Origin of the sequence: Methylophaga sp. UBA2689 (assembly GCA_002354555.1) — a bacterium.
Classification (GTDB): domain Bacteria; phylum Pseudomonadota; class Gammaproteobacteria; order Nitrosococcales; family Methylophagaceae; genus Methylophaga.
On the sequence record DELT01000032.1, the window covers coordinates 26678 to 41075 of the forward strand.

The 14398-nt window shown below is 44.0% G+C and carries 17 protein-coding genes; 11 read left to right on the top strand and 6 right to left on the bottom strand.

The window, feature by feature from the left end:
• The 3 genes from B3M51_RS03385 to B3M51_RS03395 all read right to left on the bottom strand — a co-directional run.
• On the bottom strand, positions 1-1367 hold a 1367-nt coding region (locus B3M51_RS03385), incomplete at its 3' end, for a PQQ-dependent dehydrogenase, methanol/ethanol family (RefSeq protein ID WP_292756840.1).
• Positions 1368-1571: 204 nt separating this feature from the next.
• A complete protein-coding gene (locus B3M51_RS03390) occupies positions 1572-2225 on the bottom strand; it encodes a response regulator transcription factor (RefSeq protein ID WP_292354526.1) in 654 nt (217 codons plus the stop codon).
• A gap of 46 nt (positions 2226-2271) precedes the next feature.
• Positions 2272-3240, bottom strand: coding sequence for a sensor histidine kinase (locus B3M51_RS03395; protein WP_292756842.1), 969 nt, complete (start codon positions 3238-3240; stop codon positions 2272-2274).
• A gap of 222 nt (positions 3241-3462) precedes the next feature.
• On the opposite strand from B3M51_RS03395, the gene B3M51_RS03400 reads away from it, so the two are divergent.
• From B3M51_RS03400 to B3M51_RS03410, 3 genes are read left to right on the top strand one after another with little or no spacing between them, the layout of a single operon-like run.
• Complete coding sequence (locus tag B3M51_RS03400) at positions 3463-3795, top strand: hypothetical protein (RefSeq protein WP_292756843.1); 333 nt, start codon at positions 3463-3465, stop codon at positions 3793-3795.
• A gap of 38 nt (positions 3796-3833) precedes the next feature.
• On the top strand, positions 3834-4349 hold the full coding sequence (locus B3M51_RS03405; protein WP_292483376.1) for an SRPBCC family protein: 516 nt from the start codon (positions 3834-3836) through the stop codon (positions 4347-4349).
• Between the two features lie 6 nt (positions 4350-4355).
• Positions 4356-5291 carry a beta-propeller fold lactonase family protein gene (locus B3M51_RS03410; protein WP_292756844.1) on the top strand — a complete coding sequence of 312 codons (936 nt, stop codon included), beginning with the start codon at positions 4356-4358 and terminating at the stop codon, positions 5289-5291.
• Positions 5292-5322: 31 nt separating this feature from the next.
• Here B3M51_RS03410 and trmL read toward each other — a convergent pair whose 3' ends face one another.
• Positions 5323-5787 carry a tRNA (uridine(34)/cytosine(34)/5-carboxymethylaminomethyluridine(34)-2'-O)-methyltransferase TrmL gene (gene trmL, locus B3M51_RS03415; RefSeq protein WP_292756845.1) on the bottom strand — a complete coding sequence of 155 codons (465 nt, stop codon included), beginning with the start codon at positions 5785-5787 and terminating at the stop codon, positions 5323-5325.
• A 2-nt stretch (positions 5788-5789) separates the two neighbouring features.
• Positions 5790-7397: a LysM peptidoglycan-binding domain-containing protein gene (locus B3M51_RS03420; RefSeq protein ID WP_292483380.1), complete on the bottom strand. Its 1608-nt coding sequence runs from the start codon at positions 7395-7397 to the stop codon at positions 5790-5792.
• Between the two features lie 309 nt (positions 7398-7706).
• Between B3M51_RS03420 and B3M51_RS03425 the strand changes: the two genes are divergently transcribed.
• Genes B3M51_RS03425 through B3M51_RS03435 form a run of 3 tightly spaced genes read left to right on the top strand, consistent with a single transcriptional unit; the run spans position 7707 to position 10376 of the window.
• Positions 7707-8510: a DUF2797 domain-containing protein gene (locus tag B3M51_RS03425; protein WP_292756865.1), complete on the top strand. Its 804-nt coding sequence runs from the start codon at positions 7707-7709 to the stop codon at positions 8508-8510.
• Positions 8511-8515: 5 nt separating this feature from the next.
• On the top strand, positions 8516-9535 hold the full coding sequence (locus B3M51_RS03430; protein ID WP_292483382.1) for a quinone-dependent dihydroorotate dehydrogenase: 1020 nt from the start codon (positions 8516-8518) through the stop codon (positions 9533-9535).
• 1 nt (position 9536) lies between these two features.
• On the top strand, positions 9537-10376 hold the full coding sequence (locus B3M51_RS03435; protein WP_292756847.1) for a mechanosensitive ion channel family protein: 840 nt from the start codon (positions 9537-9539) through the stop codon (positions 10374-10376).
• A 13-nt stretch (positions 10377-10389) separates the two neighbouring features.
• On the opposite strand, the gene gloB is transcribed toward B3M51_RS03435, so the two are convergent.
• Positions 10390-11160, bottom strand: coding sequence for a hydroxyacylglutathione hydrolase (gene gloB, locus B3M51_RS03440; protein ID WP_292756849.1), 771 nt, complete (start codon positions 11158-11160; stop codon positions 10390-10392).
• Between the two features lie 23 nt (positions 11161-11183).
• On the opposite strand from gloB, the gene B3M51_RS03445 reads away from it, so the two are divergent.
• From B3M51_RS03445 to B3M51_RS03465, 5 genes are all read left to right on the top strand, one after another.
• Complete coding sequence (locus B3M51_RS03445) at positions 11184-11909, top strand: class I SAM-dependent methyltransferase (protein WP_292756851.1); 726 nt, start codon at positions 11184-11186, stop codon at positions 11907-11909.
• The gene (gene rnhA, locus B3M51_RS03450; protein ID WP_292483389.1) at positions 11909-12352 is read left to right on the top strand and encodes a ribonuclease HI; all 444 of its coding nucleotides are present in this window, start codon (positions 11909-11911) and stop codon (positions 12350-12352) included. Before B3M51_RS03445 ends, rnhA begins: the two co-directional genes overlap by 1 nt.
• A gap of 3 nt (positions 12353-12355) precedes the next feature.
• Positions 12356-13087 carry a DNA polymerase III subunit epsilon gene (gene dnaQ / locus B3M51_RS03455; RefSeq protein ID WP_292756853.1) on the top strand — a complete coding sequence of 244 codons (732 nt, stop codon included), beginning with the start codon at positions 12356-12358 and terminating at the stop codon, positions 13085-13087.
• A 96-nt stretch (positions 13088-13183) separates the two neighbouring features.
• Positions 13184-13741 (top strand): nucleotide exchange factor GrpE, encoded by a 558-nt coding sequence (grpE, locus tag B3M51_RS03460; protein ID WP_292483393.1) that lies wholly within the window; start codon positions 13184-13186, stop codon positions 13739-13741.
• Between the two features lie 100 nt (positions 13742-13841).
• A partial coding sequence (locus B3M51_RS03465; protein WP_292756855.1) for an Hsp70 family protein occupies positions 13842-14398 on the top strand: 557 nt, incomplete at its 3' end.

Below are 14398 nucleotides of genomic sequence, written 5' to 3' on the forward strand. Positions count from 1 at the left end.
GGCAGCATGAACGGTTCCCAATCCATACAAAGATGGTTGATACCTAAGTAGAAGTTTTGTCTTTCAGGATCGTATGAATCCATACCCTGGTTGTGGAAACCCATGGCTGAAGGACAAATATCGCGTGAACGATGACCCATTCTCGTACTGAATTCCGGGTCACGAATTGGCAGACCTGTTTCCAGATCCACTTTTTTCACCCAGTTAGCAGTGTCATCCATTTTGTCGGCAGAAACCAAATCACCAGTTTCACGATCCAGCGTATAGATAATGCCGTTACGATCAGGGTGAGTCAGCAATTTACGCATTTTGCCGCTTTTGTCTTTTTGCTCGGAAAGCATCATGACGTTAACGCCAGCGTAGTCCCACTCATCATGAGGTGTTTTTTGATAACCGAATTTGGCTAAACCAGTATCAGCATCACGACCCCAGATAGTCATGGTCCATTTGTTATCACCAGGACGCATGGTTTCGTTCCAAGGAGCAGGGTTACCTGAACCGTAGTAGAACATTTCTAAGTCAGGGTCATAGGCATACCAACCCCAGTTAGTACCACCACCTATTTTCCAGGCTTCATCTTCCCAGGTTTTCAGGCCCAGATCTTTTTGGCCGTAATGTGGGTTTGCACTGTTAAAGTCCTTAGCCAGACCGATTTCTGAATCAGGGCCAGTTGCATACCAGCGCCAGGCCATTTCACCAGTGTGAATATCAAAAGCAGTTACATAACCACGAACACCAAGTTCAGCACCAGAAGAGCCTTGAATGACCAGGTCTTTTACTACAAATGGTGCTTGAGTTTGGGTCTGACCAACACTGATATCACCATTTTCAACCTGCCAATGAAGCTCACCGGTTTCAGCATTCAATGCTACCACATGGCCATCCAGCTGACTTTTCACAATCATTGCTGGTGTTTTATCGTCACCAGGCCAGTAAGCCAGACCACGATTGACCACGTCACAACATGCCACTGCACGAGCTGCTGGATCTTGTTTTGGTTTATGTTCCCAGACGATAGTGCCAGGATCATTCAAGTTGATAGCAAAAGTGTTGTTTGGAAATGGTGAGTGAATGTACATCATGTCACCGACAACCAAAGGCGCACCTTCATGACCATTCAGCACACCTGTGGAGAATGTCCACGATGGTGATAATTTGCTGACGTTCTTTTTATTGATTTGTTTTGAAGTACTGTAATGATCTGCAGAATAGTTCTTACCCTGCATAACCCAGTTAGCTTCATCCTTTTGAAGTTCAACCAGCTTGTCATTGGCGAATGCAGCGCCTACTGTCATCATGCCGATGACAGAGCTGACCAATGCAGCTGAACCGGTTTTTGTTAACCGGCTTAGTTTTTTCTCTCTCATATATCCTCCTATTTTTACTGGATGTCAGCTTTCGCTGACCCTGTGTCTCAGCACACATTCGAAAATGCGGCTGTGCACCGTTGATATCATCAGTTTTTAGGAGGGTTATGGGATAGAGAGTCTTGCCACCTCTGTTGTAGGGAAGTCTTCACATAATTGTCAGGGTGATAAGCTTTTACCTTGTTGTACAGCCATTTTAGTAAGCTATTGATTATTTGGTGGGTGTATCAAACCAATTTTCTGGGCGAGGAAAATAATATCTGCAAGCTTGGTTGTGCCAAGTTTACGCATCATATTCGTTTTATAATTTGATACCGTTTTAGGGGCCAATGTAAGACTTTTTGAAATTTCCTCAATACTCATTCCTTCAGCAACCATCCTGAAAACAGCAAATTCTTGATGTGAAAGGGAATCAATTTTCTGATCCGTTTTAATCAATTTTTCCATCGCAATGGAACGTGCAACTTCGGCACCTAGATAATGACGCTTCTCGGCGACAGATTTTACTGCTTCAATCAGTACATCAGATGAGCATGACTTGGTGATGTAGCCAATTGCACCAAGCTCCAGTGCACGCATGGCCAAAGTGGTTTCTTCATGCATGCTGCAGACTAAAATACGGGCATCTTTATCTCGGTTACAGATCCTTCTGACACACTCTAATCCCCCGGTACCAGGCATGGTCAAATCGATAATGCAGACTTTAGGTTGCAAAGCGATAAACGCCTGATACCCCTCTTCAGCATTTCCGGATTGTCCAATCACTTCGAAACCAGCCGACTCGAGTAGTTGCTGATAGCCTTCTCTGAGAATGGCATGATCGTCTATTAATAGTATGGTGGTACGTTGTTTGTTCATATCTTCTGATGCCTCATTATTTACATGTATTGGTTACGGTTGATTTTCATAACGGAATATGGAGCGCTAGAACGGTGCCTGTAGGGTCTGCTGGATGCAGATTGAACTGGCCATTTAAAGCATGTACCCGTTCACGTATACCAATGAGTCCAAGTCCATTACCCATACCTTCATTGGGATCAAACCCTATTCCGTTGTCGCGGATGGTCAGACTGATATCGTTAGGTTGGGCTGATTTGTGTTGAGTAATTAAATCAATATGAATTGAGCTGGCTTCTGCATGACGGGTAATATTGGTTAACGCTTCCTGCAGGCTGCGGTAAATAGTTAATGCGGTGTCATAGTCAACAAGCTGATCGTCTACCTCAATAGCGATATTGATCTCGTAATCTGGAAAAGACATTTGCCATTGCCCAATCAGGTCTTCAATGGCTGCTGAAAGTCCAACGGTTTCAAGACCAGGAGGTTTTAAACTGCGTAACTGTGAACGGGTAACGTTACGCAGAAAGCTTGCACTGTCCTGGATGGTCTTGAGGATAGCTTGAAGTTTAGGATCTTCAGTTTTGTACTTGATGGCAACGGAAGCATTCACATCAATTGCGGCAAGATATTGTCCGAATACATCATGTAATTCTGAGGCAAGGTGATTACGTTCTGCTTCCCTGACCTGGGTGATATGTTTAATAAGCGCACGGTTTTGTAACAATAACTTTGCATTATCAGCATTTTGCATTTCAAGTTTGGTTTTAATTTCAAGATTACGTTTTAAGGTGTATTGCAGTTCGATATAACGTCTTCGACCAAACCACATCAATCCAATACTGAATACCAGTAATACAAAGATAATTTCATCCAGTTGGTAAAACTCTCCTAATGCTGCCCAGTTAATCCAGCGTTCAGCCAAGTCGAAATATCCAGCAACAAAATAGGTCAGTAGCGACGCCCCCATAATGACAGCCAAATCAATTTTGCCCCTGTTGCTTTTATCTGCAGGGGATAATTTAGGTGACATCATGTAATTTCGCCCATATTTAATTTTGAGATAAATGACTATTTTATGACGATTATTTTTGATATGTATATGCCAATAATGATGAAAGTTATAAAAAAATAAAAAACAGGAAAAAGTCATAACTATAACCATGACATATTCCCTAAATGATGTGAGCCATCTGCTCTATTTGGCCAATGCAGACAATCTGTAGGATAAGTCGAGATTTTATTGGAGCAAAACTTAATGAAAAAATTTTTAAACACAGTCGTTATTTCTGCATTCATTGCCTTATTTTCACTGAATGTTGCCTATTCTGAAGAGGCGTTAATATTACCTGTAGGTGAGTTTGAGTTTGTCAAAATGTTTTCAGGTAAAAATGCTAGTTTTGTAAGAGAAAAGCTGGGGGAGCCTGCAGAGATAATGAAGCGTGAAAATGAAAGTGGGACGGTAGAGTTCTGGGTTTATAAAAATATTGTTAAAGTCGGCAATACGGATAAAACATATAAATACACGCAGATTGGAATTATAAATAATTATATTGAGACTCTAGGCAATACAAATAGAAGTCCTAAGTAAATTTATTTTTTGATGAAAAAGGTTAGAACGTGAATAAAATGATTAATAAACTATCGCTGGCAAGTTTGGGTTTAGTGCTATTGAGTAGCAGTGTCTTTGCTCATGGACCTACGCCACAACGCGTTGATGAACACATTAATATTGATGCAGATGTCGCCACTGTATGGCAAAAAGTTAATGCTTTTGACCAATTGGATAAATGGCATCCGGCAGTGGAATCAATCACCATGCAGGACGAAGCAACCAGAATCGTGACCTTAAAATCCGGCGGGGAAATTACCGAAAGTCTTGATGAATCAGATGCTGAGCGTCATTACATCGGATACCGTTTATTAACCGAAAATATTGAAGCTATACCTGTCAGCTTTTATACAATCGGTATCGAAGTAGAAGCAGCTGATACCGGCAGTAAAGTAAGTTGGAGTGGTCGTTTTTATCGAGCTGACACCGGAAATTTTCCGCCAGAAAACCTGAATGATGAAGCCGCCGTTAAAGCCATGACTGAATACGCAAAGTCAGGGTTGGAAGGTTTAAAAGCCAGCTTGGAAAAATAATCAGTGATGTCCATTAAACCACTTATTTTTTGTCTGGGAATATTACCTGCAGTAGCATCAGCTGACGATTTTTATATCAGTAGCCAGGCAGGTAATCATCTTTCTCTATTTAATTCAAAAACAGATGAAATAACAAAAGCGGTAGAGGTTTCTGCTGGTCCGGTAATGGTTGCTGTTGATAAATCCAACGACGTTATTTATCTTTCGCATCCTGAGCAAGGCAAGTTGTCAGTAATTGATTTGAATAGCTTTGAATTAATCAATGAGATAAAAACAGGAGGCCAGCCTTTTGCTATGATTCTGGATAGCCAAAAGTCTCAACTTTTTGTGACGGACTGGTCCAGAAATGCATTATTAGTGATTAACACTACGAGCAGGCAATTGGTGGATCTCCTTGCGGTTGGGGAGAGCCCTGCCGGTATTGCAATAGATCCCGATGGACGCAAGGTGTTTGTGGCTAACCGTGAAGGTAATTCTGTAATGGTGCTTGATGCTGATACGCCGGATCTGTATGCAACCATAGAAACGGGGGAACGTCCTTATGCCGTTGCATTTAATCCGATTAATGGTCATCTTTACGTTACTTGTGTGAAAGATAATTCGTTGACGGTAATTGACACGAAAACCTATGAAAAAACTGCTGATCTCAAACCTGGTAAAGCGCCTTATGGTGTTACGGTTAGCGATGACGGCAAGCGGTTTTATGTGGTGAATCAGAATGACAACACTCTGGTGGAGTTTGATGCGGGAAGTCTGCAAATAATGCAGACTATCAAAACTGAAAAAATGCCGGAAAGCGTTGAGCTATCACCTGATCAACAGCATGCTTACGTCACCAATTGGTTTAGTAACTCATTATCGATTATTGATTTACAGCAAGGAAAACAAACCAGCTCCATTCCCCTTAAGGATGGGCCACGTATGATTAGTCTGGCCCAATAGATAATAGAAATCTTAAATCAGGGGCGGTATTTTATACCGCTCCGTTATAGTCTAATTGTCGCCAGGCTTCATACAGAATAATTGCCGTAGCATTGGAAAGATTCAGGCTGCGGCTTTCTGGATACATGGGAATCCGAATTTTCTGCCTATCAGGCAAACTGTCCAATATCGTTGCTGGCAATCCACGTGACTCCGGACCAAACAACAGAATACTTTCATCGATAAAGGTTGCCTGATGGTGAAATTGTTTCGCCTTAGTGGTACATGCAAACAAAGGTCGATTTTGCTGCCATTGTTGAAATGCTGCAAAATCAGCATGCACTTTTACCGGTGCAAATTCATGGTAGTCCAGCCCAGCTCTTCTAAGACGTTTATCATCCAAAACAAAAGCCAATGGCTCAATCAGATGCATTTGTGCCCCTGTGTTGGCGCATAGGCGGATAATATTACCGGTATTGGGCGGGATTTCAGGCTCATAGAGCGCGATGTGTAACACGATTAACTATGGCTGATTTGGATAGTTGGATCGACGTACAAAGTCAGCTTTTGTCCTGGTTGTAATAAAGTGCGATCGCTTAAACCATTCCATTCCTTAACTTTATCCACCGTAACATTAAATTTACGGGAAATCGTCCAAAGTGAATCACCATTACGAATAGTGTAGTTAATAACTTTTAGTTTAGAAACAGTCTGATTGGGTTGCCAGATAATCAATTGCTGGCCTGAATGCAAAACATCCGAAGGTGTTTTTTTGTTCCATTGGGTTAATTCAAACACATCAACAGTATGTGCTTTGGCAATGTTCCACCACGTATCGCCCGCTTTCACCGAATAGTTAAATTTTTTCCCCTGCTGCAATTTCCGTTTCGCCAAGGCAGTTGCTTCAGCTTCATCTGCCAGAGCAGTGGAAACAGGTATTAACAGGTGTGCTCCTGCACGGATAAAGTTACTGTTAATTTTATTGGCTTTTTTCAGCTCGGCAACCGTCGTGTGATGCATAGCGGCGATTTTGCTCAATGACTCTCCCGGTTTTACTTCATGGCGTTTCCAATGCAGTCGATCTTTTTCCGAAATATCCAGTAATGCTGTTTCAAATGCGGTTGCTTTGATTGAAGGCAGCACCAGTTCATGTGGTCCCTGTGGTGCCGTTGCCCAGCGATTAAAGCCCGGGTTTAACAGGTAAAGCTCATCAAGTGTGATATCAGCAAGATTCGCAGCCAGAGATAAATCAATCTGGCTACCGACATTTACCACGCTCAGATAGGGTTTATTGGCCACCGGAGCCAGTTGCAGATCATAATGGGCCGGTTGTTTTACCAACTGTGCTACGGCCAAGAGTTTAGGGACATAGGCTGTGGTTTCTGCCGGCAACTCAAGAGACCAGAAGTCAGTTGGCAAACCGGCTTCCCTGTTGCGTTTGATGGCACGACCTACTGTACCTTCACCGGCATTGTAAGCGGCTATGGCAAGCTCCCAATCGTTGAAGTCGTTATGCAACTTCTGCAGATAGTCCAGTGCCGCATTAGTGGATTGAATAACATCACGGCGCCCGTCATACCACCAGTTTTGCTCCAGTCCAAATACACGCCCAGTAGCCGGAATAAATTGCCAGATACCGGCAGCTTGTCCTGATGAGAGTGCAAAAGGTTGGTAACCACTTTCAATAATTGGCAATAAAGCAATTTCCAACGGCATATCGCGACTTTCAAGTTCTTCGACGATATAGAAAAGATAGGGGCGGGCACGCTCAACGACTTTATTGAAATATTCCGGATGGTTGGCAAACCAGGTAAGGCGACTTTGGGTTTCTGGATCCAGATCCTGATATTCAGCCAGCTGATAACCATCACGAATACGTTGCCAGACATCAGTGACTTGAGGATCTGTTAACGATTCATCAAGAACCGATAAATCCAAATCCAGTGGACTCAGCTGTGTCAGCTGATTTTTTTTCCAGTTGGTGTGTTTTGTTAATGGACCATGTGAGGTTTTCTGAGAAGGTTCAGCGCTGACAGTTTCAGTATGTTTTGGGGTTGTGCTACAACCACTAAAGAGTACCGAAAGCACTGCAAACAGGGGCCATAGACGATTTTTATTTTTTAACATAAAGGTTTATCATAATGTCGTAAGCACATAATTGTGCTCAATATATACCGGAATAAATGGTTAAAGACCAGTCTTTAACTCCCCGGTCGTTTCTGCCCGCAACTGAATCCTCCTTATTTCTATGGCTTGTTGATCTTTCATCTCCGCCTCTGCTGCAGCGGAATAAAATTTACAAAACAGTGATGCTTTCAGACTTTTGAATAAATACCTAACAGTGGATAGGTCTGGCTGTCCTGCTACGTTAAACTATCCGCTAATTTGAAGACAAAGGTTTCCCTAGTGACAGAATTAGCAGGACAACTTAACAAGATGCAGGCGACCCTGCCAGAAACTGATGGGCCAGTAAATTATCAAATGATTTTGGGAGAGCAACAGCTCCTGATGAATCCGCTTATTGGATCGAATATACAGCTGATTTATGCGGGTGAGATTCGTTGCCAGAACTGCCAGAGAATGACCAAGAAAAGCTATAGCGGTGGATTCTGTTTTCCTTGTTCACAAAAACTGGCGCAATGTGATTTGTGCTTTATGAAACCAGAGTTATGCCATTTTGCTCAAGGAACCTGCCGTGAACCTGAGTGGGGTGTTCAGGTCTGTATGCAGGATCATATTGTTTATCTGGCGAATAGTTCAGGTATCAAAGTGGGTATTACCCGAATTTCGCAAATGCCGACACGCTGGCTGGATCAGGGGGCAACCCAGGCGTTGCCCATTTTTCGAGTGAGTAGCCGTTATCATTCCGGTTTGGTTGAAGTCATGTTTAAAAATCATGTTTCGGACCGCACGGACTGGCGAAAAATGTTGCGCGGCCCTGCTGCAGCAATTGATCTTGCAGAGCAGCGTGATCAATTACAAGCTGAATGTGCTGATCAAATCAAGCTTTTACAGCAGGAGTTGGGGGAAGATGCCATCACCACACTGACGGATGGAAAAACCTTGGAAATAAGCTACCCTGTGCAGCAATATCCAGAAAAAGTCAGCTCTATGAATTTTGATAAAACACCGGAAATTGCGGGTAAATTATTGGGTATAAAAGGCCAATATCTGATTATGGATAAAGGCGTTTTAAATATTCGTAAATTTACTGGTTACCAAATAACAATGAAGGCATAATTTTTATGTATCCGCTGCTACGAAATCTGATGTTTAAACTGGATGCTGAAACATCACATCACCTAGGCATGAACAGCCTGAAGTGGATGGAAATGTCTGGATTGTTGGGCCTGCTAATGCCCAAAATGCCGACGGTACCAGTGCATGTGATGGGATTGCGTTTCCCTAATCCAGTGGGGCTGGCTGCGGGCCTTGATAAAAACGCTGACTACCTGGAAGCGTTATCTGTTTTGGGGTTTGGTTTTATTGAAGTGGGTACTGTGACACCCCGACCTCAACCGGGTAATGCCAAGCCCAGACTTTTTCGACTTCCAGAAGCACAGGCGATTATTAACCGGATGGGCTTTAATAATCTTGGTGTAGATCATTTGCTGGAACAGGTTCAAGCTGCTCAAACCGATACACTTATTGGTATCAATATTGGCAAAAACGTTGATACGCCTGTTGATAAAGCGCTGGATGACTATTTAATTGGTCTGGAAAAATCCTATCCTCATGCCGATTACATCACTATCAATATCTCCTCTCCCAATACTCCCGGTTTACGTAATCTGCAATTTGGCGAAGCACTGGATAATCTTCTAAGCGCTCTGAAAAATCGTCAGGCGGAACTTGCGGAAGAATTTCAGCGTTATGTACCGATGGCGGTCAAAGTCGCACCGGATTTAACCTTGGAAGAAGTTCAGCAACTTTCAGAATGCTTCAGTCGTGTCGGGATTGATGCCGTGATTGCAACCAATACGACGCTTTCCCGCGAAGCTGTCGCAGGCTTGGCCCACGCTGACGAAGCCGGTGGCTTGAGTGGTAAACCGGTATTTGCCAAATCAACAGAAATTGTTCGACAATTCCGACAGGCTTTACCGGCGGACATGCCGATCATTGCTGCTGGTGGCATTATGAGCGCAGAAGATGCGATGCAAAAGCTGGAGGCGGGTGCTCAACTGATTCAAATATATAGTGGCTTGATTTATCAGGGGCCAAAATTAATACAAGATATCGTCAAAACCATTCAAAAGAGGAAATAACATGGAAACCGGAACAGGCAGCGTCATTGGTGACATTCTGCTGAATATTTTCTTTGCCGCTGTCATTGTCATTGTAGGGCGCACAGTGGTTAGCTGGTTAGTGAAGCTGTCTCGAAAAATTATGGTCCGGGCCAACATGGATCCGATCCTGATTAATTTTTCCAGCTCCATCATTAATATCCTACTACTCCTGTTTGTGTTAATCGCTGCCTTGGATAAATTGGGTGTAAACACCACCTCGATGATAGCGGTGCTGGGTGCTGCAGGCTTAGCTGTGGGATTGGCGCTAAAGGATTCATTACAGAACTTTGCTGCCGGCGTAATGTTGATCATGTATCGACCATTCAGAATTGGTCACTTTGTAGAGGTTGCTGGCGTACTCGGTATTGTTGAGCAAATCACCATCTTTAACACTGTGATGCGAACACCGGATAACCGTGAAGTGATTGTGCCGAATGGTAATATCTATGCAGGTGTCATTACCAACTACTCAGCCCGAGATACCCGGCGTATTGATATGGTATTTGGCATTGGTTATGACGATGATTTGCTCAAAGCCAAACAAATCATTACCGATATTGTTACGGGCCATGAATTGGTGCTTAACGATCCCGAGCCGATTATCCGTGTTGCCGAACTGGGCGATAGCAGTATTACTTTCAATGTCTGGCCGTGGGTAAACGCATCGGATCTGGCCACTGTTAGGGCTGATCTGATTGAAACCATCAAACTGGCGTTTGATGCAAACGGCATCAGTATTCCTTATCCTCAAATGGATGTGCATTTTAATAATGTGGATGCTGCCAATGAATCGAGCCAGACTGAAAATGAATCGGCCTAGGAGCTTTTAGATCCTAGAAGTCATCCTTCCAGGTGCGTAATACCTTAAATACCGCCAAAGGCGAATCAAGCGGCTGTTCAGCGTAAGCTTCAGCCGCTTTTTTTATCGCAGCATCATCACACCGCAAAAATGGATTAGTGCGTTTTTCCACTTCTAGCTGTGATGGCACGGTGGCGATCTGCTGTTCTCTTAACGCCACAGTTTTCGCTAAGCGTTCAAGCAGGTCGTTATTCTTGGGATCAACGGCTTTGGCAAACTGCAGGTTAGCCAGGGTATATTCATGCGCACAATAAATCCGAGTATCGTCAGGTAATTGTTTTATTTTTTGCAGCGAATCAAATAACTGTTCTGCTGTGCCTCCAAGCAGGCGACCACACCCACCAGCAAATAATGTGTCGCCGCAGAACAGGTTATTCTCTACCAGATAGCTGATATGACCTGGAGTATGTCCAGGAGTATCGATTACTCTGAAGTGCGGAAAAGATGGATGCAGTTGTTGGTCAGCCTGAGCATACAAAGGTGTATCAACTGTTTTGATATGTTCACGTTGCGGACCAAAAACGGGCAGATCATACAAATCGTCGAGGCGGCGGATACCGCCAACGTGATCGTTATGATGATGGGTTACTAAAATGGCCGCAGGATGCAGATCGTTTTTTTCTATAAAGTTAATCACTGGACCTGCATCACCCGGATCAACAATTAATACATCTTGATTCTCAGCTGACTGGAGCAACCAGATATAATTATCATTAAATGCTTTAACAGCATGAATTTGTAACATTTCTAACTCCGCCGGAATGGCCTATGTGTAATTATAAAGAGCAAGACCGCGAGATGACACAATGGTGGCAATCTTCTCTTGCCCGTTATATACAAAGCCAGGAACAGCAATGGCTAAAGTATCAACAGGCAAAGTTGCATGGTTTTTTTCAGCTGCAGCTTGGCGGACAAAGCCTTATTCTACCGACTTCCTTACGACCTTGTTATCAGGCTTTAATGGGAAGCAGCGGACAATTTTATGCGCAAAGTGAGCAACTGCCATTTAAATCTGACAGTGTTGACGTGATGCTGTTGCAGCATGTGGTGGAATTTTCCCGCCAACCGCATCAATTGTTACGTGAAGCTGACCGAGTGTTAAATGAAGATGGCACACTCGTAGTGCTGTGCTTTAATCCGTTTAGCGTATGGGGTTTACGTCGGTTATTTTCCTGGCAGGATCGTTTGCCTTGGCGGGGCCAGTTTTTTTCACGTCAACGTTTAAAAGACTGGCTGTCATTATTGGATTTTGATGTGGTGGAAGCACGATCTATTATTTACTGCCCTCCATGGCAAAATGAACGCTGGATTAAACGCGGTGGTTTTTTAGAAAGATGGGGGCGACGTCTCTGGCCATATCTTGGTGGCGTCACCGCAATTGTCGCTAAAAAACGCACTTTTCTGGTGACCCCATTGCCAAGCCGATGGCAAAATAGGAAATTATTTCCCAGACCACAACTGGTGAATCCCTCAGCAACACGAAAAGAGCATTAATGGAACACGTTGAAATTTTTACCGATGGTGCCTGCAGTGGTAATCCGGGGCCCGGAGGTTGGGGAACCATTCTTCGTGCCAAAGATAACGAAAAGGAGTTATCCGGCGGCGAAAAAATGACCACCAATAATCGAATGGAGATGATGGCAGTTATAGCTGGTTTGGAAGCATTGAAAAGACCCTGTCATGTCACCATTACCACTGATTCACAATATGTGATGAAAGGGATGACCGAATGGTTGAAAGGCTGGAAAGCCAAAAATTGGCGAACCGCCGCCCGGCAACCAGTGAAAAATGCTGATTTATGGCAACGTATGGACGCCGCCTCCCAGCCACATAAATTATCCTGGCAATGGGTTCGCGGTCATGATGGTCACCCGGAAAATGAACGTGCCGACCAGCTGGCGGTAGCCGCCCGTACTCTAATTGCACAACAGGATTAACCGATGGCAGAGCAAACCAGTCAACGACAAATTGTTTTAGATACTGAAACCACTGGACTAAGTACAGCAGATGATCACCGCATTATTGAAATCGGCTGTGTTGAATTAGTAAATCGTCGGTTGACCGGTGAGACGTTTCATCAATACATAAACCCACAGCGGGAAATAGATGCCGGAGCGATAGAGGTCCATGGCATTACCAATGAATCATTAGCCGATAAACCTTTATTTGCAGATATTGCTGCAGATTTTCTTCGGTTTATCGAAGGTGCTGAGTTGATTATTCATAACGCGGCGTTTGACGTTGGATTCTTAAATCACGAATTAACCAAGTTAGGCCATACTGCCAAAATTGACGATATTTGTTCAGTGATGGACACGTTAAAACTGGCGCGGGATAAACATCCAGGTCAGAAAAATAATCTGGATGCATTATGTAAACGCTATGGGGTGGATAATTCCAACCGGGAATTACATGGTGCCTTATTAGATGCCGAGATTCTGGCAGACGTCTATCTGATGATGACGGGCGGTCAGGTCAGCTTGTCACTGGCGGCAGAGCAATTCGAACCGCAACACGATGCTGAGCAAAATGAGATCACGACAATGGAACGTCCACGTTCAGCATTAAAGGTCATTGAGGCTGACGCAATGGAGTTGGCAGCTCATCAAGCGATGCTGGAAAAATTACAGGCCAGCAGTGATGGAAATTGTGTATGGCTTAAACAAAGTTGAATTTGTTTTAACAAAAAGTTCTGTTCGCCGCTTGAAATCAGATTTTTGACCCCCAAATAGCAGCTTTGTGTTGAGCAAAGCGGAATCTGATTAATCATGAGCAACGAAGAAATCGAAAAATCGACGGCCGAATCTGAGCCGGTCGAATCCTCACCTGAAACAGCTGAGTCAGCTCAGCCAGCGGAATCTGAAGCAGATGTTGTAAAACAGCTGGAAGATGCCCGAAACAAAGCCGATGAACATTGGAATGAATTGCTGCGTGCCAGAGCCGATCTGGAAAATATGCGTCGCAGACATAGTCGTGATCTGGAAAACGCCCACAAACATGCACTGGACAAGTTCGTAACAGAACTTTTGCCTATTTGTGACAGCCTGGAATTTGGTCTCAACGCAGCAAAAAATGAAGATGCCAAGCTCGAAACAGTGCGAGATGGCATGGAAATGACACTCAAAATGTTCATGAGCTCGATCGGTAAGTTCGGTCTAGAACAACTTAATCCCGAGGGCGAGGCTTTCGATCCTGATCTGCATCAGGCCATGGCAATGCAGCCTGCAGAAGGCGTAGAAGCAAATCAGGTATTGAATGTTATGCAGAAAGGCTACCGCTTCAATGGGCGTCTGTTACGTCCTGCCATGGTAGTGGTCTCTCAATAACCGGACGAAATTTAAGGGCTTGAAATCAAAATTTCCTGCCCCATCTATTATCACAACGGCTGGAATAGCCAGACGAACTTAGTACGATGGAGAAAAGATTATGGGTAGAATTATTGGTATTGACTTGGGTACGACCAACTCATGTGTAGCGGTGATGGAAGACGGCAAAGCCCGTGTCATCGAAAACAGTGAAGGCGATCGCACAACCCCGTCAATTGTTGCATTCAACAAAGATAACGAAGTGATGGTAGGTCAGTCTGCCAAACGTCAGGCTGTCACTAACGCCAAAAACACCTTGTACGCAATCAAGCGTTTGATTGGCCGTAAATTCAAAGACGATGTCGTACAGCGCGATATTGATATGGTGCCGTACAAAATCGTTGAAGCAGATAACGGGGATGCCTGGGTAGAAGCCAACGGCAAAAAAATGGCTCCGCCTGAAATTTCAGCTCGCGTTTTGATGAAAATGAAAAAAACCGCTGAAGAATTTTTGGGTGAAGAAGTCACCCAAGCGGTTGTTACCGTTCCGGCTTATTTTAATGACTCACAACGTCAAGCCACTAAAGACGCGGGCAAGATTGCCGGTCTGGAAGTCAAACGTATCATCAACGAACCAACTGCCGCAGCGCTGGCATACGGCATGGACAAAAAACGTGG

Bases quoted from the DNA above. Each gene is read 5' to 3' on its own strand.
- B3M51_RS03400 (WP_292756843.1), top strand. From the start codon at position 3,463: ATGAAAAAATTTTTAAACACAGTCGTTATTTCTGCATTCATTGCCTTA.
- B3M51_RS03405 (WP_292483376.1), top strand. From the start codon at position 3,834: ATGATTAATAAACTATCGCTGGCAAGTTTGGGTTTAGTGCTATTGAGT.
- B3M51_RS03420 (WP_292483380.1), bottom strand. From the start codon at position 7,397: ATGTTAAAAAATAAAAATCGTCTATGGCCCCTGTTTGCAGTGCTTTCG.
- B3M51_RS03430 (WP_292483382.1), top strand. From the start codon at position 8,516: ATGTATCCGCTGCTACGAAATCTGATGTTTAAACTGGATGCTGAAACA.
- B3M51_RS03445 (WP_292756851.1), top strand. From the start codon at position 11,184: ATGTGTAATTATAAAGAGCAAGACCGCGAGATGACACAATGGTGGCAA.
- B3M51_RS03395 (WP_292756842.1), bottom strand. From the start codon at position 3,240: ATGATGTCACCTAAATTATCCCCTGCAGATAAAAGCAACAGGGGCAAA.
- B3M51_RS03425 (WP_292756865.1), top strand. From the start codon at position 7,707: ATGCAGGCGACCCTGCCAGAAACTGATGGGCCAGTAAATTATCAAATG.
- B3M51_RS03410 (WP_292756844.1), top strand. From the start codon at position 4,356: ATGTCCATTAAACCACTTATTTTTTGTCTGGGAATATTACCTGCAGTA.
- dnaQ (WP_292756853.1), top strand. From the start codon at position 12,356: ATGGCAGAGCAAACCAGTCAACGACAAATTGTTTTAGATACTGAAACC.
- gloB (WP_292756849.1), bottom strand. From the start codon at position 11,160: ATGTTACAAATTCATGCTGTTAAAGCATTTAATGATAATTATATCTGG.
- grpE (WP_292483393.1), top strand. From the start codon at position 13,184: ATGAGCAACGAAGAAATCGAAAAATCGACGGCCGAATCTGAGCCGGTC.
- B3M51_RS03390 (WP_292354526.1), bottom strand. From the start codon at position 2,225: ATGAACAAACAACGTACCACCATACTATTAATAGACGATCATGCCATT.
- B3M51_RS03435 (WP_292756847.1), top strand. From the start codon at position 9,537: ATGGAAACCGGAACAGGCAGCGTCATTGGTGACATTCTGCTGAATATT.
- rnhA (WP_292483389.1), top strand. From the start codon at position 11,909: ATGGAACACGTTGAAATTTTTACCGATGGTGCCTGCAGTGGTAATCCG.